The sequence below is a fragment of the Massilia phyllostachyos genome (assembly GCF_021044825.1).
Classification (GTDB): domain Bacteria; phylum Pseudomonadota; class Gammaproteobacteria; order Burkholderiales; family Burkholderiaceae_D; genus Telluria; species Telluria phyllostachyos.
Map to the genome: position 1 here is coordinate 65,192 of NZ_JAJNOC010000003.1, position 20,189 is coordinate 85,380.

Consider the following 20,189-nt stretch of genomic DNA (forward strand, 5'->3'; position numbering starts at 1 on the left):
GTCTTGCATTGTATGCCAAGCCATCAGTAAAAACGCAGCACGTCGGACGATACCGTCATGCCCGTCCCCGGCATCTTGCCTGGCGCCCCGGGCGGCAGCAGGTGGACCGGCAGGCCGGGCATGCGCTCCTCGACCACCACCGCCAGCACCTCGTCGGCCTTGATGTCGAAGGTGTAGCGCAGCAGCGTGTCTTCCATCCCGTACAGCGACATCGACCAGATGGTCTCCTTGCTGCTGATGGCGCGGCCATTGACGGTGGACGCCAGCGGCTCGGTGCCGCCCGCCCACAGCTCGATGTGCGGCGCCCGGTTCTTCGAGCGCAAGGTGAACTCGACCTGGCGCCGGCCGCTCGTCCCGACGGGCTTGGGCCTGGGTTTACGCAGCAGGTAGCCCTCCGGATAGGCGATGGCGTCCTCGCGCGGCGCGACCGCGAACCACTGGCGCGGGCTGTGCCAGCCGAAGACGTCGACGTGGATCGAGGGCTTGGCCAGGTCCGGAAACAGGCGCTTGCTCCAGTCGTCGAGCGGGTCCGGCGGCAGCAGCCAGTAAGCGCGCCAGCTGTTCATGTCCTTGAAGTAGACCAGGCGGTCGGGCGCCAGGGTCGGCGTTTCGACCGGCGCCGGCCGCGCCGCCGGCGTCGGCAGCATCAGGCAGCCGGCACAGGCCAGCAGCATCGCCGCCGCCACCACGCGGCCCACCGTCAGCAGCAGGAACAGGCTGGTGAAGGCGGCCAGCAGCACGGCGATCGCCAGCGACGGCAGGTACAGGCCGTGCGGCGCCATGGCGCGCCAGGTCTCTTCCAGCGCGGGGACCAGCAGCAGCACGCTTGTGAGCAGGGCGGCGGCCAGCAGCAGCAGCTTCGCGGCAATGGAGCGCAGCCGGGGAAGCGCGGTCCAGGCGCCCAGCGCCGCCGCCAGCGGCCACGCCAGCACGTAGGCGGCGCCCGGCGCCAGCGCCAGGGCCAGCAGCAGGCCCGCCAGCAGCCAGGCCATGGTGCCGAGGAAGACCGGCGCCGCGCCGACGAAGCGGCGCAGCAGGTAGAGCGCGGCCGTGAACAGGCAGACGCCGACGATGACGACCGTCAGCGCCGCATCGATACCGGTATCCCGCGTCAGCGCGGCCAACTCGCCGCGGCGCTCCCACAGCCACATGCGCGTCGCCAGCAGCACCAGCGCCACGCCGAAGAAACCCTGCACCAGCGGCGCCACCGTGTCGCGCGCCTGCGCCAGGACCTGGCGATAGCCGTGCACCAGCATCAGAGCGCTCAGGGCTGCCAGCGTCCAGCACAGGATGGCGGAATGCTGGACCGGACCGAGGCCCGGGACCGTGAACCAGGCGCGCGGACCGTGTCCGCCGCGTTCCAGGTCCGCATCGCCGTAATGCCGCGCCATGCCCAGCATCGCCGCGCCCAGCTGCGCCGGCAGCGCGGGATCGAGGCGCTCGATGGTGTCGAGCACGCGCTCGCCGTCGAAGCGTTTGCCGGTGTTCGCGATCAGCAGGCTCGGCGCACCGAGCCGGCCGAGCGGTCCGATGCGCGGCGTGTCCGGCAGCAGCCGGTACAGGCCGGCCAGCAGCGCCGAGCCCTCGACCTGGGGCGCGGCGGCGGGCAGGGCGCCCAGCACCGCGCCGCCGGCATTGCTCGCGTCGAGCAGCAACAGGGGCCCGCCGCTGCCCATGCTGTCGAAGCGCAGCGCCAGGCCGACGTCGCGCGCCCAGGGATGGTGCTCGGCGAAGCCCTGGGCGCCGAGCGCGCCGACGTCCTCGCCGTCGGCGAACAGCAGCACGATGTCGTTGGCGTGCGCCCGCTTCGCATGCAGGGCGCGCGCGCTTTCCAGCAGCGCCGCCACCGGCAGCGCCGCGCGCGCCGCGCCCAGTGTCGTCTTGCCGCTGTCGTAGTGGGTGGCCAGCAGCAGGGCGGGGCGGCGCGCGCGCTCCAGCGCGCTGCCGGGCAGGCGCACCACCACGTTGTGGACCACGCCCATCGTGTAATGGGTGCCGCCCCCGAACCGGATGGTGGCCTTGCTGACCGTGGCGCGCTGCACGCCCGGGTCCAGGCCCATGCCGCGCAGCTGGTTCAGGATGTAGTCGCGCGCCGCGGCGTTTGCTCTTGTGGCGATCGGGCGCGGCGCGGCGGCCAGGTTGGCCAGGTGGCGCTCCATGCGCGCGGCATCGATGACGGGCGGCGCCTCCGGAATGGCGCCGGTACGGGCCAGCCAGGCCAGCGCCAGGGCGATGCAGACGGCCGCGAAGGCGGCCAGGCCGAGGGCGCGCGTGGGCGCCGCCGGTAGTCCTGCGGTAAGCATGATTCTCTCTCCATTGTTCGTCTTGTTGTGGGTGCTGCGGGCGTGCGTGTCGGATCGGCTCCTTGTGAAGGGTCGAAAAAAAGCCCGCCACGCGGTGAGCGATGGCGGGCGAAGAAGGGTTCGTTACAGGCTTTGCTTAATCGAGGGTCCAGACGTAGGCGATCTGCGCCCACCCGGCTTCGGCCACGCCGTTGTTCATGGCCGGCTTGAACTGGCACAGGCTCAGGGCATTCACCGCGGCGCGGTCCAGCACGCGCGAGCCGCTCGAACCCTGGATGCGCGAATCCTTCACGCGGCCGTCGGCGCCGACCATGAGGGCCAGGGTGACGGTGCCGGTTTCGCCGTTGCGGGCGGCGCTGGTCGGGTAGGCCGGCTTGGCGCAGCCGTCGGCGTCGGCCAGCACGGCGCTGCGCATGTCGCCGCTGTTGCTGCTGGTGGCTGGCGCCTGGCTGGGAGGAGCCTCGCTGGCGGATGGCAGCGCCGGTTCCGGCGTCGGCTGCACCTCGGTGGTCGCCTGCACCACCGGCTCCATCGGCGGCGGCGGGATGTCGACTTCCACCTTCGGCACCACGATCGGCGGCTTGACGGCCTCCACGCGCGGCGTCGGCGGCTGGGGTGGCGGTGGAGGCGGCGGGATGTCCGGGTTGACCCAGACCAGCGTGTCTTCCACCAGGGCCGGGAGGCTGATCGACTTCGAATTCATCACATTGACCACGCCCATGGCCACCAGCACGTGCAGCCCGGCGACGAGGGCGAACTTCCCGGCCTTGCCGCCGGTCCCATCGTTGATTTGCGAGAAATGCATGACGATCTCCTTTATTTTGACGCCCAGCAACCATGTGGCAGAGCTTTTTACTTCAGGAAAGATACAGATCAGACAATTGATGGAAATAATATATGCCAGGGCATAGCAATGTGTAAAGCGCTTTCTTGGTAATTTTGCTTCCAGATGTAAGTCTTCTTGGTGCGGGAGCGGCCGAAATGGGCACTCGCGTCCGTGTCAGTTGTATGAAATAATCCTCTTGCAACCCGCATGCTTTCTGTCGTCTGGCACACTTGGCTGCCAGAGATTGGCAAGCAGACCCCGGCGGGTTCCAGAACAGGAGTAAAAGAGTGGTGTCCGAACAGAAAAAACCTATCCGCGTGATGCTGGCCGACGACCATCCGATCGTCATGACCGGCTTCGCCATGTCGCTGGAGGCGGCCGGCATGCAGGTGGTAGGGCAGGCCAAGACCCCAAGCGAGGCGGTGGCGCTGTACGCCGCGCAGCAGCCTGACGTGGTCATCCTCGACATGCGCTTCGGGACCGAGCTGACCGGCCTCGATGCGGCGCAGGGCATCCTGAAGGACGACCCGCGCGCGAAGATCATCTTCCTGAGCCAGTTTGACCAGGATAGCCTGATCAAGGAGACCTACCGCATGGGCGCGCACGCCTTCGTGACCAAGGATTGCGACCCGTCGGACCTGGTCACCGCCGTGCGCCACGCACACGACGGCAAGCTGTACTTCCTGCCGCAGATCGCCTCGCGCCTGGCCAGCATGGCGGTGCGCGGCGACGTGACGCCCCAGTCGCAGCTCGACGAGCGCGGGCTGGAAATCTTCAAGCTGATGGCCGAAGGCCTGACCAATGCGGAGATCGCGGAAAAGCTCGACCTGTCGACCAAGACCATCAGCAACGTCAGCCAGTCGATCAAGGAAAAGCTGGGCGTGCACCGCCAGGCCAACATCACCTTGCTGGCGGTGAAGCACGGCCTGATCGAACCCTGAGCGAACCCTGAGACGACCATGTCCCTCTTGCGGAACACGCGCGCATTCCTGGGCGCGCTGAGCGTCCTTGCGCTGCTGGCCGGCCCCGCCCACGCGGCCGGCCAGGATGACGAAGTCACGGGCTTCCGCTTCCAGATCGTCACCGGCGACGACAGCGAAGTCACGCGCCGCATCGCCGAAGACCTGTACAAGCGCCTGGTGCCGACCTTCGGCGCCTTCCGCACCGAGCTGGCCCAGCGCCGCCGCATGCTGTACGTGGCGATCGGCCCCACCGCCCTGCGCGACGCGCTGGCGCGCCGCTGCGACTGCGTCGTGATCTCGGCCTTCACCTCGAGCCAGGTGTGGCGCGCGCTCACCGCCAAGGTTCCCGCCAGCCGCAGCGCGATGCTGACCGCCGTGTATGCGGAACCGGCGCCGGCCGACCAGCTGCGCCTGGCGGCCCTGCTGTACGGTCGTCCGGTGCGGGTCGGCGCCATCCTCGGGCGCGACACCGCGTTTCTGCGCACCACGCTGGAAGACCTGGTCGAGGTGCAGCCCTTCGCCGCCGGCGACGACATCAACCACACCCTGAGCGGCATGACGCGCGCCGAGGTGCTGCTGGCGCTGCCCGACGGCGACGTCTACAACCCGGAAAACGTGCGCAACATCCTGCTCTCGACCTACCGCCGCAAGCAGGGCGTGATCGGCTTCTCGGCCGACATGGTGAAGGTCGGCGCGCTGGCCACCACCTATTCCGAGATCGAGGACATCAACACCCAGGTGGCCGAGATCGCGGCCGCTTTCGTGGCCACCGGCGAACTGGCCCCGCCGCAGTTCCCGCGCTACTTCCGCACCGTCGTCAACGAGGGCGTGGCGCGTTCGCTCGAGGTGCGCGTGACCGATGGCGCGCGCCGCTTCGCGCGCCACCCGGCGAAATCAGTCGCGCCCGCGGCGCCCGCACGGGTTGCCACCGCTACCCCCGCTGCGCCGATCGCCGCGGCGCCGACGCCATGACCTTGCGCTTCTGGCGCGGCTGGAGCATCGGCCGGCGCATGACCGTCATCACCATGCTGCCTGTGGTCTGCCTGTTCACCGCCTTCGTCTCGTATTCCTGGTACTCGCACCGCGCCCAGGTGACCGAGGAGCTGGCCGAGCGTGGCCGCATCCTGGCGCGGGCGCTGGCCGAGACCAGCGAATACAACGTCATCTCCGGCAACCTGTCCGACCTGCGCCTGACCATCAACGGCCTGGTGCAGTCCGACTCCAGCATCTACCGCATCGAGGTGGTCGGCGTCGACGGCGCCCAGGCGGTGCGCGTGAATTCCGAATCCGCGATCGACGCCCAGTCCTTCCACTACGAGGCGCCGATCAAGAAGCAGGTGGTGTGGATCAACCTGTTCACCGACAACGGCACCCCGCACGTCTCGGCCTCGAGCGACCTGCGTCCGCCCACGCTCACCACCGAGATCGTCGGCTGGGTGCGGGTGACGATGTCGCCCTCGAACATGATGGCCAAGCAGACCAGGCGCTTCCGCTTCGAGCTGTCGATCGCGGCGGCGGCGCTGGCCGCCAGCGCCATCATGGCCTGGGTGCTGGCGCGCTCTCTTACCGTGCCGCTGCGCGAGGCGATCGGCGCCCTGATCCGCATCCGCAACGGCGACTACCGCGTGCAGCTGCCGGTCAAGACCGGCGGCGAGGTCGGCGAGCTGCAGGCCTCGATCGGCGAGATGTCGCTGGCGCTGGACGAATCCAAGCGCGACCTGGAAAACAAGGTGGCCGAGCGCACCCGCGACCTGCTGGCTTCGCGCAACGAGGCGCTGCGCGCCGACGCCGACAAGCGCAAGCTGATCCAGAAGGTCAACTCGATCATCGAGGACGAGAGGAAGAGCATCGCGGTCGAGATCCACGACGAACTGAACGCCTCGCTGATCGCCGCGCGCCTGGAAGCCCAGGCCATCGGCGCGCTGGCCGCGAAAGCCGCGCCGGGGCCGGAGATCGAAGAGATCGGCCGCAAGTCGCAGGCCATCACCAAGCTCGCGCTCGACCTGTACGCCAACGGCCGCCGCCTGGTGCGCCGCCTGCGTCCCGAGGTGCTGGACATGCTCGGCCTGCACGGCGCGGTCGAGGAGATGACGCGCCACTACGACAGCAGCTCCGGCTGCAGCTTCGAATTCCACGGCGAGGGCGACTTCTCGCGCCTGTCCAACGAGCTGGCGATTTCGGCCTACCGCATCGTGCAGGAAGCGCTGTCGAACGTCATGAAACACTCGCACGCGACCTCGGCCCAGGTGCGCCTGGTGCTGGACGAGAGCGCGCAAACGCTGCGCATCGTGGTCGCCGACGACGGCAACGGCTTCGACCCGGCCAGCGTCTCGGAAGGCATCGGCATCATCGGCATGCGCGAGCGCGTCTACGCCGTGCACGGCGCGATGGACGTGCGCTCGCGTCCAGGCGGCGGCACTGTCGTCGCATTTACCTTGCCGCTCAGCGCCCCGGCGCCGGCATCGCAAACCTCTTAATCCAATCAAGTCATCCATGTCCCAAGAACTGCTCACGCCCTACGAGAAGGGCAATCGTAACCAGACCACCACGCATGCCGAGTGCATCGCCTGGTATCAGGACCTCGCCGCGCGTTATCCGAACGTGCTGCGCTTCGATCAGGTTGGCGTGTCCGATGCGGGCGTGCCGATCCACGCGGGCGTGGTGAGCAGCGACGGCGTGTTCGACCGCGCGGCGATCAAGGCCGAGGGCCGTCCGGTCTTCTTCAACAACAACGGCATCCACCCGGGCGAACCGGAAGGCGTCGACGGCTGCATGGCGATCGTGCGCGACTTCTGCACCCGGCCCGAACGCTTGGCCGCGCTGGGCAAGACCGTGTTCCTGTTCGTCCCGCTGTACAACGTCGACGGCAGCCTGAATCGCGCCGACACCTCGCGCGTGAACCAGGACGGCCCCGAGCAGTTCGGTTTCCGCGGCATGAGCCGCCACCTCGACCTGAACCGCGACTTCGTCAAGTGCGACACCCTGACCGCCCAGGTGTTCAACAAGCTGTTCACGGCCTGGGACCCGGACGTGATGGTCGACACCCACACCTCCAACGGCGCCGACTACAGCTACACCATGACCCTGATCCACACCCAGCCGGACAAGCTGGGCGGCGACCTGGGCGAGTTCCTGCGCACCACCATGCTGCCCGCGATGTACGCCGGCATGGATGCGCGCGGCTGGCCGACCTGCCCCTACGTGAACCCGGTCAAGGACAGCCCGGACCACGGCATCGCCGACTTCCTGGAGACGGCGCGCTTCTCGACCGGCTACGCGGCCCTGCACCACACGATCGGCTTCATGCCCGAGACGCACATGCTCAAGCCCTTCCAGGACCGCTACGAGTCGATGCGCGCGCTGGTCGAGACCGCGCTCGAATTCACCGTCGCGAATGCGGACCGGATCCAGGCCTTGCGCCGCGCGGCCAGGCAGGCGGGCCGCACGCGCGCCGAGTGGCCGATCCACTGGGCGATGGATGCCGAGAATCCGGGCACCTTCCGCTTCAAGGGCTACGAGGCCGGCTACAAGCCGAGCGTGCTGGGCACCTACTCGCGCCTGTGGTACGACCGCAGCAAGCCGTGGGAACGCGACATCGCCTGGTACAACCGCTTCCCGGCCGACATCCACATCGCCGCGCCGCGCGCCTACGTGGTGCCGCAGCAGTGGCGCGAAGCGATCGAACGCTTGCAGTGGAATGGCGTGCAGATGCAGCGCGTGGAAGCGGACCGCATGGAGGAGGTGGACTACTACCACGTCGTGACCGTGGCTTCGCGTCCGAACGCGTACGAGGGCCACATGTTCCACGACGACGTCGTGCTCGAGAAGCGCCGCGGCCAGGTCCTGCTCCGCGCCGGCGACTGGATCGTGCCGCTGGACCAGGACAATGCCCGCTATGCGGTCGAGACGCTGGAACCGCTGGGCCATGACAGCTTCTTCCGCTGGGGCTTCTTCAACAGCGTGCTGGAGAAGAAGGAAGCGTATTCGGATTATGTGTTCGAGGACCACGCGGCCGAACTGCTTAACGACGAGCCCGCGCTGCTGGCGAAGTTCGAGGCGTGGAAGGCAGCCAATCCGGTGCTGCTGTCCAACCAGGAAGCGGTGCTGGACTTCATCTTCGCGAACTGCGAGCGCTATCGCGAGCCGGAGTGGCGCCGTTATCCGGTGTTCATGCTCGGCTGACCGGCATGCGGATCGCGACCCGTCTTGCGCAACCGGCCGACAAGGCGGCGATCTGGGAGATCTACCAGGCCGCCTTGAAGCCGCACATCCAGGCGATATGGGGATGGGACGAAGCATGGCAGCTTGCCCATTTCGACGACGCCTATGCGCTCGCCGTGACCTGTGTCGTCGCGCACCAGCAGGAAATGAGCGGCTACATCCAGCTCGATATCGGCGACACCGAGGTGTATCTGCGGATGCTCGTGCTGGCGCCGGACGCCAGGTCGAAGGGCATCGGCGCCGCGCTGCTGTCGGAAATCCGGCGGCGTGTGCAGCAGTCCGGGCGCCAGCTGGGCCTGCGCGTCTTTCGCGTGAACGAAGCGGCGAAACGCTTCTATGAACGCGAGAGATGGCAGGTGCAGTCGGAAGACGAGGCATTCTTCACGATGGCGTATCCACAGGATCGCTCGACGCAGACGAAGGGTTCGCCGCGCCACCTTTCGCCGCAGGATATCGAGTTCGTTCTGGAACTGTGAGCCGGGTGACGCGCATGCTCCTCCAAGCTGACCAGGAAATCGTCAAGACCGGGACCTTCCTGTATGACGGACTTGTCACGTGCGATGTCATCATCGTGCGCGGTCCGGTCTTGTTCGGGTCCGGCGACGCCGAGGATCCTCCGGAGCTGGCCGAGGACCGTGAGCAGGAAACGTTCTATATCTGGTACGGAAGCACGACGGCGCGCGGCCATTTCAACGCCGGCGGGGCGCGAACTACTTTGGCGGAAGCGATGAAGGTGGTCGAGGAAGCACCTGGTATCGGCAGTGCGGTCCGCTGGATCGACTGACGACATTGGTGTCATCCACTAGCTATCCGGTGTTCATGCCCGGCTGACCGACAAAGCTGGTCGGCGTCATGTTCGTAACCTGCCGGAAAGCGCAGGAAAACGAGGCCACGCTCGCGAACCCGACCTCCGCGGCCACCTGCGCGACCGGCTTGCCCCTGCCCAGCCGGTCCATCGCCTGCACGATCCGCGCGCGTTGCCGCCATAGCTTGAAGCTCAAGCCGGTCTCGGACTGGAACACCCGGCTGAGGGTGCGCACGGACGTCGCGGCGCGCGCCGCGATCTGCTCCGCGCCGAGCTGGTTGCGCACGTCGCCGAAGACGACATCGGCGACGCGCCGGCCGGTGGCGCCCGTGGGCAGCGGCAGGAAGGTGGGCGCCTGCGCGGTCTCGCTCAGTTCGTGGAGCATCAGCTTGATCACGAGTTCCGACTTGTCCGCCGATACGCCGGGAGCAAACGCCGCATCGAGCAGGGCCCGCATGAGCGGCGTGATCCGCAGCGCAAACGCGCGGTCCAGCTGCGCCGGCGGTTCCGAGCCTTGAGAGGCCGGCAGCGCGCAGTGCACGACCCACAGCTCGGCATCGGTCAACACCTCGGCCTGGTGCGGCAGCCCCGCCGGAATCCAGACGCCAAGCTGGGCGGGCACCAGCCAGCGGCCTGCCTCCGTATAGACCTGCACCATGCCCGACCGGGCGAACGTCAGCTGCGCTTCCGCATGCGTATGCACGGGCGAGATACTGCCGCGCGCCTTGACGCCCCGCTCGAGCTTGAACAACGGTTCCTGCATGATGGCCTGTCATCGATGTCACTTGGCCTCACATCGTAAAGCCGTCGTCCTATGATGGCAATGCCTTGCCAGGCATTGAATAACGAACCCTGAGGACGACAATGCAAGCAGTCTCGATCAATCAATATGGCGACAACGGCGTGCTTCACATCGGCCCGGTCGATCGTCCAATACCTGAAGCCGGCCAGATCCTGGTGAAGGTCCATGCGGCTGGCGTCAATCCGGTGGACTGGAAGATCCGCGGCGGCGCGGGCCAGCGCATGGGCTTGACCCTGCCGCTGGTCCTGGGCGGGGAAATCAGCGGCGTCGTGACCGCGGTGGGCGAAGGCGTCGACCGCTGCGCCGTGGGCGATGCCGTGTACGGCATCGTCAAGTCGGGCGGCTTCGCCGAGTATGTCGCGGTGGACGCCGCCGACATGGCGCCCAAGCCCGCCAGTCTGGGCTTCATCGACGCCGCCGCCATTCCGCTGGGCGCGCTCACCGCGTGGCAGGCGATGTTCGGCCTGGCCCAGCTCGCCGCCGGCCAGCGCCTGCTCATCACCAATGGCGCGGGCGGCGTCGGCTCGCTGGCCATCCAGATCGCCAATGCCGCGGGTGCGCACGTCACCGCGATGGCGTCAGGGCGCAACGAGGCGTTCGTGCGCGGCCTGGGCGCCGATGCCGTCATCGACTACACCGCGGGACCCTTCGAAGCGCAGGCCCGCGACATGGATGTCGTGTTCGACACGGTCGGCGGCGACACGTACAGGCGCGCGTTCGCGACATTGAGGCCGGGCGGCTTCCTGGTGACGGCGGTCGCGTTCCCGCTCGAGGAGGATGGCCGGCAGGGCGTCGGCGTGGCGCGCGTGTCCTGCAAGCCCGATGCGGAGCAACTGGCGGCGATCGGCGCACTGGTGGAGGCGGGCAAGCTGACGCCGCAAGTTACGACCGTGCTGCCGCTTGCGCAAGCCGGGGAAGCGCTCGCGCTGTCCGAAGCCGGGCGAACCCGGGGCAAGATCGTGCTGCGGATAGCCGAGAGCCAGGACTGAACCTAAAGTCGATAATGTGTTCGCCGATGTCGAAATGCCGCAGCCCGGAACGTCGTGGTGGTGCATGCCACTGGAGGAGAGGACACGACGATGAGAGACGCTACCCTGGAGCTGGCAGATGGCCGCACGCTTCACTTCCATGACCGTGGTCCGCCGGATGGCAAGCCGGTATTCTGGTTGCATGGGACGCCGAATATCGGGCCGCCGCCCGCGCCCCTGTTCGCCGATGCCGATCGCCTGGGCCTGCGCTGGATCGGCTACGACCGGCCTGGCTACGGCGGCTCCAGCGCCCAACCCGGGCGCAACCTGGCGTCAAGCGCCGGCGACCTCATTGCGATCGCCGACCGCCTCGGCATCGAACAGTTCTCGGTGATGGGGCATTCCGGTGGCGGTGCGCATGCGCTGGCCTGCGCGGCCTGCCTGCCGCACCGTGTCACTGCGGCCATCAGCGTCGCGGGCCTCGCACCGTTCGGGAGCGATGGCTTGGATTGGTTCGCCGGCATGCACCCGGCAGGCGAGGCGGGCTTGCGTGCGGCGCTCGCGGGCCGCGCCGCCAAGCTGGCGTACGAGAAATCGGCGCCGGAATTCGACACCACGCTGTTCACCGACGCCGACTGGGCAGCGCTGGCCGGGCCCTGGTCCTGGTTCGACACGGTCGTCGGTCCGGCCACGTCAAGCGGGCCTGCGGGCCTCGTCGATGACGACATTGCCTACATTACGCCACCCGGCGCCGACTATGCCCGGATCGCTGCGCCAGTGCTCCTGCTGCATGGAGAGCAGGATCGCATTGTTCCCATCAGCCACGGCGAATGGCTGGCGCGGCAGTGTCCTTCTGCGCAGCTCTGGCGGCGGCCGGGGAATGGCCATATCTCGATATTGGGCGCCGCATCCGATGCGCTGGACTGGCTCGCCAGTATCCCGCACACGCGGAGCGCCTGAATGAACGCGCCCGGCTGATGACAGTGATTGGTCGAGGAAGCGTGTCGAAATCGCGCCTCCTTGATCGTCGTTGTCCGTCACGTCGACAAAATCGAAAGGAAACCATGATGAACCAGGAGCGGATGAATCCTGACGCCGAGCAGGTATGCCAGCTATTGCTTGCGTGGGCGAACGCAACCCGGACCGGCGCGCGCGACGCGATCCTGCAAGGGCACGATCCCGATGCCCTGATTTACGATGTGCTGCCGCCCTTGCTCTACCACGGGACAGATGCCTACCGTGCCGGCTGGGGCGACTGGCAGCCGCAGACCCAGGGGGATGACGTCTTCGAATTCACCGCGTTGAATGTCGTGGCGGGCGCCGACGTCGCGTTTGCGTGCGGATTGATCAAATGCGGCGGCATCCTGGTCGACGGCAGGACCTTCGACGACCTCGTCAGGGCCACGTTCTGCCTGCAAAAGCGCGCGGATGCATGGCTGGTCACCCACCAGCACATCTCGAAGCCGGCGGGCGGCTGAAGAGGGATGCGCGGCATCTCCGATGTCGCGGCTTGACAACAAATCAAGCCGGGCATTGCATCGGCGCGCCTTCACCGATAGTATTGCGCCTCCATCAACCGACCCTATAGGAGGCACCCATGCGTTACCCAAACAGCCCAGCAGCCTCCAATCTCTGGGTCGGTGTCGTCGCGTAGCACCAACAACCTTTCAGCTTCGCTTCGTCCCGCTCCCGGAATTCGCAACAATGAATACGGGAATTCAATGGGAAATTTCATTTCTCCGGTCGCCGATCGTGCGACCCTCGTTGCCGCCCCACGCCTGTGGATCGAGGGCGCGGCAATCCAGCAGTTAAGCAAGACCGTCCAGCTGCCCGGCATGGTGCGTGCCGTCGGCATGCCTGATCTTCATCCGGGCCGCGGCTATCCGATCGGCGCATCGTTCTTCACCCATGGCCGCTTCTATCCGGCGCTGGTGGGGTCGGATATCGGTTGCGGCGTGTCGGTCTGGACCACCGGCCTGGCGGCGGCCAAGGTCAAACTCGACAAACTCGATCGCCTCCTCGGCAATATCGATGGTCCGATCGAGGACGGCGAACTGGGACGCATGAACGATGCGTTTCCGGAGGTCGCAACGCGGATGGCGCAGGTCGAACAGGCGCTGGCGGACGCCGGCCTGGACACGGGCTTCATGCGTGCGATCGCCAACCTCGGTTCGGGCAATCACTTCCTCGAGCTGCAAAAACTCGAACAGCGCATCGACGCGAACGAGGCGGCGGCGGACGTCCTCAACGCCCGGCGCCTGAACCTGGTCGTGCACAGTGGCTCGCGCGGCCTGGGTTCGAGCATCCTGCGCGAGCACGTCGAGCGCTTCGGCCACCACGGCCTGGAGGACGCGACGCCGGACGCCATCGACTACGTACGCCGCCACACGGCGGCTGTAGCGTTCGCGGAACTCAACCGCTGGCTGATCGCGGTGCGGGTGCTGGTGCGCCTGGGCGCGGAAGGCACGCTGCGCCTGGACGTGAATCACAATACGGTGACGCGCGAGCGTTTCGACGACATCGATGGCTGGGTGCACCGCAAGGGCGCCACGCCGATGGCCGGGGAGCTGGTCCTGATTCCCGGCTCGCGCGACCACCTGAGCTTCCTGGTGCGGCCGATCGCCGCGGCGGCACCGGCAAGCCTCGGTTCGCTCGCGCACGGGGCCGGACGCAAGTGGATGCGCTCCGACTGCAAGGCGCGGCTCGGGCGCAGCATGTCGCTCAAGGATGCCGCCAAGGGTGCGCTGGGTAGCCGGATCATTTGCAACGACAAGGACCTCGTCTTCGAGGAAGCCGGCGCGGCCTACAAGCCGATCGATACCGTGATCGACAGCCTGGCCGGCGCGGGCCTGGTCGAGGTGGTGGCGAGCTTCCGTCCGGTGCTGACCTACAAGACGCGTGGGGAGTGCTGCTGATGGCGATCCTCATGCAAATCTCGGCCAACACCGGCCCGGAAGAATGCTGCCTCGGCGTGGTCAAGCTGCTCGCGCACCTGGAAGCGAAGGCGCGCGCCACCAGGGTCGCCGTCACCCTCGTCGACGAGGTGCGGGCCGGCGCGACCGGCCTGCTGCAGTCGGCGGTGCTGGCGCTGGAAGGCGACGAAGCAGCCTGCCGCCAGTTCGCCGCGCCCTACGCCGGCACGATCCTGTGGGTCTGCCCGAGTCCTTTCCGCCCGCAGCACCGGCGCAAGAACTGGTATCTGGACGTGATGCTGTTTGCCGAACCGGCGCGCGACTTCGACAACGAAGTCAGGTTCGAGACGATGCGCTCGTCCGGACCCGGCGGCCAGCACGCCAACAAGACCGAGACGGCGGTGCGCGCGACCCACGTGGCGACCGGCCTGTCGGTCAAGGTCGGCGGCTCGCGCAGCCAGAGTGCGAACAAGGCGGCCGCGCTGGCGCTGCTCGGTGCGAAGGTGAGGGAGCACCTCGACCAGGCCAGCCAGGAGGCCAGGGCGCAGCGGCGGCTGCGGCATGCGTCGAAGGCGGGTGACCTGGTGGTCAAGCGCTTCGTTGGAAAGGAGTTCGCGGAAGCCTGACGGTCGATCGAACAAAAAACCGGGGTGCTCCCCGGTTTTTTGTTCATGCTTGCATTACCTGCTCTCGGCGATCCAGCGATCCACCTTCGCCTCCAGCACCGCCAGCGGCAAGGTGCCTTCGCCCAGCACGATCTCGTGGAACTTCGGCAGGCTGAACTTCTCGCCCAGCGCCGCTTGCGCGCGCTGGCGCAGTGCCATGATCTTCAGCGACCCGATCTTGTAGCCCAGCGCCTGGCCCGGCCACACCATATAGCGCTCGATCTGGGCGCGCGCATCAGGCTCCGAGTAGCCCAGCGTGTCCTGGAAATACTGGATCGCCTGCGCGCGGCTCCAGCCTTTCGCATGCAGGCCGGTATCGACCACCAGGCGCGCCGCGCGCAGCATCTCGTCGTTCAGGTGGCCGAAATAATCTTCCGGCTTCTCGAACAACCCCATCTCCTTGCCCAGGGTCTCGGCATACAGCGCCCAGCCCTCGGTGAAGGCATTGTTGCCGCCGAACTTGCGGAAGTTCGGCAGGCCGAGTTCCTGCACCAGCGCGATGTGGAAGTGGTGGCCCGGCTGGCCTTCGTGCAGGTACAGGGTCACCATGCCGGTGCTGCCGTACTGCTTCGGATCGTTCACCACCGACCAGAACACGCCCGGACGCGAGCCGTCGACGGCCGGCGGGGTGTAGTGGTCGGAGGCGGTCGCGCGCGACAGTTCCGGTTCCAGGCGCAGGTCGAGCGGCGACTTCGGCATCAAGGTGAACAGCGCCGGCAGCTTGGTGCGCACCCTGGCGTCGAGTTCGCGGTAGACGTCGATCACCTGCTGGCTTGATGTGAACGGCTTGTACTTCGGCTGCTCCGACACCCAGCGCGGCAGGCCGGCGGCGGGGCCGGTATAGCCCATCTTCGGCCCGACGACGCCGTACTCGCCCTGGATGCGCGCGACTTCCTTCAGGCCGATCTCGTGGATCTGCTCGGGCGTGAGGCTGGTGGTGGTCATGCCCGCTACGCGCGCCGCGTACCAGGCGGCGCCGTTCGGCAGCGCGTTCCAGCCGGCGCTGCTGCGGGACTTCGGCAGGTAGTCCTTCTCGAGGAAGGTGCTCAGGCGCCTCAATGCCGGATTGAGCTTGTCGGCGATGGTCTTGCGGTAGGCCGTCGTCAGGCGCTTCTTGTCCGCGCTCGAGAACGAGGCCGGGAAGTTGGTGATCGGCGTGTAGAAGATGCTGTCCTCGGCCTTCGCGGCCACCAGCTGCTTGAACTGGGGCAGGGCGGATTGCATGGGTTCGCGCGGCTGCACGACGCCGCGCTTGATCCCCTCGCGCATGTTGACGATCGACTGGTCGATGTGCGGCACCAGCTCCGCCAGGCGGCTCAGGTAGGCGCGGTATTCGCGCGGCGTGCTCAAGGGCTGGGCGCCCTGGCCGCTGGCGTAGTTCGCCAGGATCACCGGCATGCTGACCATCTGGTCGATCGGGATCAGGTGCTCGGGGAAGGCGGCCAGGCGCAGCGCGGTGTCGAGCTCGAACTTGAGGATGTCGTAGCTGGTCTGGTCGCGTGCGTTCAGCCTGTCGCGCGGGATGTTTGATAAGCGCTTGAGGTAGGCGCGGTAGCGCGCGAACTGCTGCTGGCGCACCTTGGGCGAGATCGACAGGCCCAGCTTGTCGTTGAAGCGGCTGTCGCCGTTCTCGGTGGCCCAGACGGGTTCGAAGCGCGCCAGCGATTCGTAGTATTCGTCGGCGAGGGCGTTGATCTGGCGGCTCTCGAGCGTGGCTGCGGCGGCAGCCGGTTTGGCGGCGGGAGCAGCCTGCTGCGCCGCGCCGGCCGGGGCGCAGGCCAGCAACGCGGCCGCCGCGAGAGCGGCCAGGGTAAACCGTTGTTTCATCGTTGCGAAATCCTTAGTAACTGGCCAGCGGGCTCAGGACGCCGTTCTTGAAGGTGTAGACGGTGACCGTCGTCTTTTTCAGGTTGCCCTTCGGGTCGTAGCCATAGGTGCCGACCACGCCCTGGTAGCTGATCGTGTGCATGGCGGCGCCGACCTTGGCCGGGTCGACCGAGTTCGCGCTCTTCATGGCCTGGGCGATGAACTTGGTCTGGTCGTAGAAGGAGGGCGCGTACACGTCCGGATCGCGCTTGAAGCGCGCCTTGTAGCCGTCGATGAAGGCCTGGCCGCCGGGCTGCCTGGCGACGATGGCGCCGGCCTGGGCGCAGCGCACGTTCTCGCCGACCGCGGGGCCGCCGAGTTTCGCCATCTCCGGGCTGCACAGGGTGTCGCCGCCGAGCAGCGGCACGTTCAGGCCGAGCGCCTTCATCTGGCGCGCCATCGGGGCGGCCTGCGGGGCGTAGCCTCCGAAGAACACCGCGTCCACGCGCTTGGCCTTCAGGGAAGTGAGGATGGCGGCGAAGTCGGTCGCCTTGTCGTTGGTGTATTCGTGGCCCGCGATCTTGATGCCGGCCGCCTGTGCCTGGCGCTTGAACTCCATCGCGATGCCCTGGCCGAAGGCGCCACGGTCGTCGATCACGCCGACGTTCCTGATCTTCAGGTCCTTGGCCGCGTAGTTCGCGACCGAGCCGCCCACTTGCGTGTCGCTGGCGACGATGCGGAACACGGTGGCATAGCCGCCGGCCGTGATCTTCGGATTTGTGCCGACGGTCGACATCAGGATGCCGTTGTCGTTGTAGACGCGCGAGGCGGGGATCGCCACGCCCGAGTTGTAGGGGCCGAGCACGAACTTGACCTTGGCGTCGGCGAACTTCTGCGCCACGGTCACGCCCTGTTTCGGGTCGCCGCCGTCGTCCTCCGACTGCAGCTCGAAGCGGATGGTGTTGCCGCCCACCTGCAGCTTCTGCGCGTTGAGTTCTTCGATGGCGAGGCGCACGCCGTTCTCGTTATCCTTGCCGGCAAAGGCGTTGGCGCCCGAGAGCGGGCCGCTGACGCCGATCTTCACGACCTGTTCGGCGGCGTGGGCGGTATGGACGGTGGCGAGCAGCGCGGTGATCAGCGCCAGAGGCAGTTTCGATGGCATTCCCTTGGTCTCCGTTGTAGTCAACGGACGCCATCATCGCACGAATCGATAGCCGGGCGAAGAGGCCGTCCGGCACGAAAGAATCAGGAGGGCAGGCCGTGCGAGATCAGCTCCAGCGGCAGCGCCGTGGTCGACTTGATCTGCTCCATCGAGAAGGCGGAAGAGACGCCGGTCAGGCGCGCGGTCTTGATCAGCTTCTTGTAGAAACGGTCGTAGCCGGCGATGTCGGTGGTGACGACCTTGAGCAGGTAATCGACGTCGCCGCTCATGCGGTGGAATTCGAGCACTTCCGGCAGCGCGATCACGGCCGACGCGAAGCGCGCCAGCCATTTCTCGTCATGTTCGCTGGTGCGCACGCTCACGAACACCGTCACCGGCAGGCCGACCTTGTCGCGGTTGACGATGCTGACCCGGCTTTCGATATAGCCCTCTTCCTCGAGCCGTTTGACGCGCTTCCAGCAGGGCGTGCTGGACAGGCCGACCTTTTCGCTGAGGCCGGAAATCGAAAGGGTGGCATCCGCCTGCAGTGCGGCGAGAATGGCGCAATCAAACTTGTCGAGAGAGTTCATTTTCCCTATATCGATATGTGGAGAACATATATGCCAATTCTCAGCCACAAAGGCGAAAATTTGGGATATCTTTACCAGCACGACTCCGTAACATATTACTTAAAAATAACAGGCTCCGCAGCAACTATTTACTTTTTTGTAATTCGTTCATGAACAGCGAACTCTACCTCGACGCCAACGCCACTTCCCCGGTCCTGCCGGCCGCCATCGAGGCCGCCACCGCGGCCATGCACAGCTGCTTCGGCAATCCGAGCAGCAGCCACGCCGCCGGCCTGCGCGCCAAGGCGCTGCTGGACGGGACCCGCGCGCTGGCGCGCCGGGTGCTGGGCGCCGCAAGCGGACGGGTGATGTTCACCAGCGGCGCTACCGAAGGCATCCAGACCGCGGTGCTGTCGGCCCTGTGCGCGGTGCGCGAACGGCGCGCGCGCGGAGAAGCCGCGGGCGAGCTGCTGCTGTACGGCGCGACCGAACACAAGGCGGTGCCGGAGAGCCTGGCGCACTGGAACCGGGTGCTGGGGCTCGGGCTGGAGCTGCGCGCGCTGCCGGTGGGCCGCGATGGCCGCCACCGCCTCGAGGTGCTGCGCGAACTGGCGCCGCGCGCCGCCTTTGTCTGCACGATGGCCGCCAACAACGAGACCGGGGTCGTGTCCGACCTGGACGGCATCGCCGCGGTGCTGCAGGAAACCGCCAGCCCGGCCCTGTGGATGGTCGACTGCGTGCAGGCGCTCGGCAAGCTGCCCTTGCAGCTGGACCGCACCCGCATCGACTACGCGCCGTTCTCGGGCCACAAGCTGTACGCGCCCAAGGGCATCGGCCTGCTCTACGTGCGCGAAGGCGCGCCTTATACGCCGCTGATGTGCGGCGGCGGCCAGGAAGCCGGGCAGCGCTCGGGCACCGAGAACATGAGCGGCATCGCGGCGCTCGGCGCCGTATTGAAAGCGCTGGAAGAGGGCGGCACCTTCCGCGGCCACGGCCAGCTGCAGGCGATGCGCGAGCGCCTGGCGGCAAGCCTGGTCGCGGCCTTCCCCGGCCTGGAATTCAACGCGCCGCTGGCGCAGACCCTGCCCACCACCCTGAACTTCTCGGTGCCGGGCGTGAGCAGCAAGGAGCTGCTCGACGTGTTCGACGCCGCCGGCGTGCGGGTCAGCGCCGGCTCGGCCTGTTCCGCATCGAAGGCCGCGCCCAGCTACGTGCTCGATGCGATGGGCGTTGCGAACGCCTGCAGCGCATCGGCGGTGCGCCTTTCCTTCGGTCCGCTGGCGGACGACGCTTTCATCGACGCCGCCTGCGAACGCATCCTGCGCTGCGGCCGCGCGCTGTTCGCAACGCGTCCGGCGGCGCGGCTGCAGCAGCTCGAATCCTCCGGCGCCAGCGGCTGGCTGCTGTTCGACGAAGCGGGCGCCGAATGCATCGCGATCGATCCGCCCGCGGCGCTGGCGCCGCGCATCGCGGCCGAGCTGCGCGCCCGCGGTTGCCGCCTGCTCGCCTGTTTCGATACCAGCATCGGTTCCGGCGGCGCCGACGCGCTGGCCGAATCGATGAACCTGACGGCCGGCTGGCCGGGACAAGGCGCCGGGATCGCCCTCGGTGAGGACCTGCTGGTGCAGCGCGGCGAGGCTTTCCTGTTCGGCCGCGCCCGGGACGGCGTGCTCGACCCCGGCGCGGTGCGCTTCGTGTTCGGCGCCGCGCCTGCCGAGGGCGTGGCCGGCGCCACCCTGTGCTGCCACCGCGCCGGCGAACCGGCGGTCTCGCGGCCCGGCTGCGAGCCGCTGCCGGACGAAGGCATCGACCTCGACGCCGTCTCGGCCGCCGCCTACCTCGAATCGCACCCCGACGCGCTGCTGGTCGACGTGCGCGAATTCCCCGAACACAGCGCCGGCGCCGCCCGCCTGCATGGACGCGCGGCGCAGCACGTGCCCTTGTCGCAGCTGGCCGGCCAGGCGGCGCAGTGGCTCGACCAGCCGCGTCCCCTGGTCTTCGTCTGCCGCAGCGGCAACCGCAGCGCACGCGCCGCGCGCACCTTGCGCCGCCTCGGCCATGCCCAGTGCTGGCACGTCGCCGGCGGCCTGGCCCTCGCCGGCTGATTCTCACTTCGCTGTCAATCTGACCGCATTCCCGGGAGGTGGACGGCAAGCCGTCCACCCCTACCGTAACATCCATCCACCGCCTGTGTACGCCACCGCACAGT

At 67.6% G+C, this 20,189-nt stretch carries 18 protein-coding genes; 12 read left to right on the forward strand and 6 right to left on the reverse strand.

Annotated features, from left to right (window positions below; all coding sequences use genetic code 11):
* Positions 1-23 precede the first annotated feature (23 nt).
* Positions 24-2,303, reverse strand: coding sequence for a M28 family peptidase (locus LQ564_RS11255; RefSeq protein ID WP_231058205.1), 2,280 nt, complete (start codon positions 2,301-2,303; stop codon positions 24-26).
* Positions 2,304-2,439: 136 nt separating this feature from the next.
* Entirely contained in the window at positions 2,440-3,108 is a 669-nt protein-coding gene (locus LQ564_RS11260) for an energy transducer TonB (protein WP_231058206.1), read from the reverse strand.
* Positions 3,109-3,419: 311 nt separating this feature from the next.
* Between LQ564_RS11260 and LQ564_RS11265 the strand changes: the two genes are divergently transcribed.
* From LQ564_RS11265 to LQ564_RS11290, 6 genes are read left to right on the forward strand one after another with little or no spacing between them, the layout of a single operon-like run.
* Positions 3,420-4,070 carry a response regulator gene (locus tag LQ564_RS11265; protein WP_231058207.1) on the forward strand — a complete coding sequence of 217 codons (651 nt, stop codon included), beginning with the start codon at positions 3,420-3,422 and terminating at the stop codon, positions 4,068-4,070.
* A gap of 18 nt (positions 4,071-4,088) precedes the next feature.
* Positions 4,089-5,063 (forward strand): hypothetical protein, encoded by a 975-nt coding sequence (locus LQ564_RS11270; RefSeq protein ID WP_231058208.1) that lies wholly within the window; start codon positions 4,089-4,091, stop codon positions 5,061-5,063.
* On the forward strand, positions 5,060-6,568 hold the full coding sequence (locus LQ564_RS11275) for a HAMP domain-containing sensor histidine kinase (protein WP_231058209.1): 1,509 nt from the start codon (positions 5,060-5,062) through the stop codon (positions 6,566-6,568). The genes LQ564_RS11270 and LQ564_RS11275 overlap by 4 nt, the downstream gene beginning before the upstream one ends.
* Before the next feature lie 16 nt (positions 6,569-6,584).
* Complete coding sequence (locus LQ564_RS11280) at positions 6,585-8,273, forward strand: M14 family zinc carboxypeptidase (protein ID WP_231058210.1); 1,689 nt, start codon at positions 6,585-6,587, stop codon at positions 8,271-8,273.
* Between the two features lie 5 nt (positions 8,274-8,278).
* Entirely contained in the window at positions 8,279-8,788 is a 510-nt protein-coding gene (locus LQ564_RS11285) for a GNAT family N-acetyltransferase (RefSeq protein ID WP_231058211.1), read from the forward strand.
* Between the two features lie 14 nt (positions 8,789-8,802).
* Positions 8,803-9,096: a hypothetical protein gene (locus LQ564_RS11290; RefSeq protein WP_231058212.1), complete on the forward strand. Its 294-nt coding sequence runs from the start codon at positions 8,803-8,805 to the stop codon at positions 9,094-9,096.
* Between the two features lie 22 nt (positions 9,097-9,118).
* Here the strand turns inward: LQ564_RS11290 and LQ564_RS11295 are convergent, their stop codons facing one another.
* Positions 9,119-9,880 (reverse strand): AraC family transcriptional regulator, encoded by a 762-nt coding sequence (locus LQ564_RS11295; RefSeq protein ID WP_231058213.1) that lies wholly within the window; start codon positions 9,878-9,880, stop codon positions 9,119-9,121.
* Between the two features lie 101 nt (positions 9,881-9,981).
* Here LQ564_RS11295 and LQ564_RS11300 point away from each other — a divergent pair, with 101 nt between their 5' ends.
* The 5 genes from LQ564_RS11300 to prfH all read left to right on the forward strand — a co-directional run bounded on the left by LQ564_RS11300 (position 9,982) and on the right by prfH (position 14,425).
* Positions 9,982-10,908: an NADP-dependent oxidoreductase gene (locus LQ564_RS11300; RefSeq protein WP_231058214.1), complete on the forward strand. Its 927-nt coding sequence runs from the start codon at positions 9,982-9,984 to the stop codon at positions 10,906-10,908.
* Between the two features lie 90 nt (positions 10,909-10,998).
* A complete protein-coding gene (locus tag LQ564_RS11305; protein ID WP_231058215.1) occupies positions 10,999-11,847 on the forward strand; it encodes an alpha/beta fold hydrolase in 849 nt (282 codons plus the stop codon).
* A gap of 104 nt (positions 11,848-11,951) precedes the next feature.
* The gene (locus tag LQ564_RS11310; protein ID WP_231058216.1) at positions 11,952-12,365 is read left to right on the forward strand and encodes a YybH family protein; all 414 of its coding nucleotides are present in this window, start codon (positions 11,952-11,954) and stop codon (positions 12,363-12,365) included.
* Between the two features lie 243 nt (positions 12,366-12,608).
* Positions 12,609-13,802, forward strand: a complete 1,194-nt coding sequence (locus LQ564_RS11315) for an RNA ligase RtcB family protein (RefSeq protein ID WP_231058217.1) — start codon at positions 12,609-12,611, stop codon at positions 13,800-13,802.
* Positions 13,802-14,425 (forward strand): peptide chain release factor H, encoded by a 624-nt coding sequence (gene prfH, locus LQ564_RS11320; RefSeq protein WP_231058218.1) that lies wholly within the window; start codon positions 13,802-13,804, stop codon positions 14,423-14,425. Before LQ564_RS11315 ends, prfH begins: the two co-directional genes overlap by 1 nt.
* Positions 14,426-14,479: 54 nt before the next feature.
* Here prfH and LQ564_RS11325 read toward each other — a convergent pair whose 3' ends face one another.
* The 3 genes from LQ564_RS11325 to LQ564_RS11335 form a co-directional block, all read right to left on the reverse strand.
* Positions 14,480-16,291 (reverse strand): DUF885 domain-containing protein, encoded by a 1,812-nt coding sequence (locus LQ564_RS11325; RefSeq protein ID WP_231058219.1) that lies wholly within the window; start codon positions 16,289-16,291, stop codon positions 14,480-14,482.
* Positions 16,292-16,304: 13 nt separating this feature from the next.
* A complete protein-coding gene (locus LQ564_RS11330) occupies positions 16,305-17,432 on the reverse strand; it encodes a branched-chain amino acid ABC transporter substrate-binding protein (protein ID WP_231058220.1) in 1,128 nt (375 codons plus the stop codon).
* 83 nt (positions 17,433-17,515) lie between these two features.
* Positions 17,516-18,001, reverse strand: a complete 486-nt coding sequence (locus tag LQ564_RS11335) for an Lrp/AsnC family transcriptional regulator (protein ID WP_231058221.1) — start codon at positions 17,999-18,001, stop codon at positions 17,516-17,518.
* Between the two features lie 149 nt (positions 18,002-18,150).
* Between LQ564_RS11335 and LQ564_RS11340 the strand changes: the two genes are divergently transcribed.
* Positions 18,151-20,085 (forward strand): aminotransferase class V-fold PLP-dependent enzyme, encoded by a 1,935-nt coding sequence (locus LQ564_RS11340; RefSeq protein ID WP_231058222.1) that lies wholly within the window; start codon positions 18,151-18,153, stop codon positions 20,083-20,085.
* Positions 20,086-20,189 lie beyond the last annotated feature (104 nt).

Excerpts from the sequence above, each read along its gene's own strand:
- LQ564_RS11255 (WP_231058205.1), bottom strand. The coding sequence starts at position 2,303 with ATGCTTACCGCAGGACTACCGGCGGCGCCCACGCGCGCCCTCGGCCTG.
- LQ564_RS11260 (WP_231058206.1), bottom strand. The coding sequence starts at position 3,108 with ATGCATTTCTCGCAAATCAACGATGGGACCGGCGGCAAGGCCGGGAAG.
- LQ564_RS11270 (WP_231058208.1), top strand. The coding sequence starts at position 4,089 with ATGTCCCTCTTGCGGAACACGCGCGCATTCCTGGGCGCGCTGAGCGTC.
- LQ564_RS11275 (WP_231058209.1), top strand. The coding sequence starts at position 5,060 with ATGACCTTGCGCTTCTGGCGCGGCTGGAGCATCGGCCGGCGCATGACC.
- LQ564_RS11280 (WP_231058210.1), top strand. The coding sequence starts at position 6,585 with ATGTCCCAAGAACTGCTCACGCCCTACGAGAAGGGCAATCGTAACCAG.
- LQ564_RS11285 (WP_231058211.1), top strand. The coding sequence starts at position 8,279 with ATGCGGATCGCGACCCGTCTTGCGCAACCGGCCGACAAGGCGGCGATC.
- LQ564_RS11290 (WP_231058212.1), top strand. The coding sequence starts at position 8,803 with ATGCTCCTCCAAGCTGACCAGGAAATCGTCAAGACCGGGACCTTCCTG.
- LQ564_RS11295 (WP_231058213.1), bottom strand. The coding sequence starts at position 9,880 with ATGCAGGAACCGTTGTTCAAGCTCGAGCGGGGCGTCAAGGCGCGCGGC.
- LQ564_RS11300 (WP_231058214.1), top strand. The coding sequence starts at position 9,982 with ATGCAAGCAGTCTCGATCAATCAATATGGCGACAACGGCGTGCTTCAC.
- LQ564_RS11305 (WP_231058215.1), top strand. The coding sequence starts at position 10,999 with ATGAGAGACGCTACCCTGGAGCTGGCAGATGGCCGCACGCTTCACTTC.
- LQ564_RS11310 (WP_231058216.1), top strand. The coding sequence starts at position 11,952 with ATGATGAACCAGGAGCGGATGAATCCTGACGCCGAGCAGGTATGCCAG.
- LQ564_RS11315 (WP_231058217.1), top strand. The coding sequence starts at position 12,609 with ATGGGAAATTTCATTTCTCCGGTCGCCGATCGTGCGACCCTCGTTGCC.
- prfH (WP_231058218.1), top strand. The coding sequence starts at position 13,802 with ATGGCGATCCTCATGCAAATCTCGGCCAACACCGGCCCGGAAGAATGC.
- LQ564_RS11325 (WP_231058219.1), bottom strand. The coding sequence starts at position 16,291 with ATGAAACAACGGTTTACCCTGGCCGCTCTCGCGGCGGCCGCGTTGCTG.
- LQ564_RS11330 (WP_231058220.1), bottom strand. The coding sequence starts at position 17,432 with ATGCCATCGAAACTGCCTCTGGCGCTGATCACCGCGCTGCTCGCCACC.
- LQ564_RS11335 (WP_231058221.1), bottom strand. The coding sequence starts at position 18,001 with ATGAACTCTCTCGACAAGTTTGATTGCGCCATTCTCGCCGCACTGCAG.
- LQ564_RS11340 (WP_231058222.1), top strand. The coding sequence starts at position 18,151 with ATGAACAGCGAACTCTACCTCGACGCCAACGCCACTTCCCCGGTCCTG.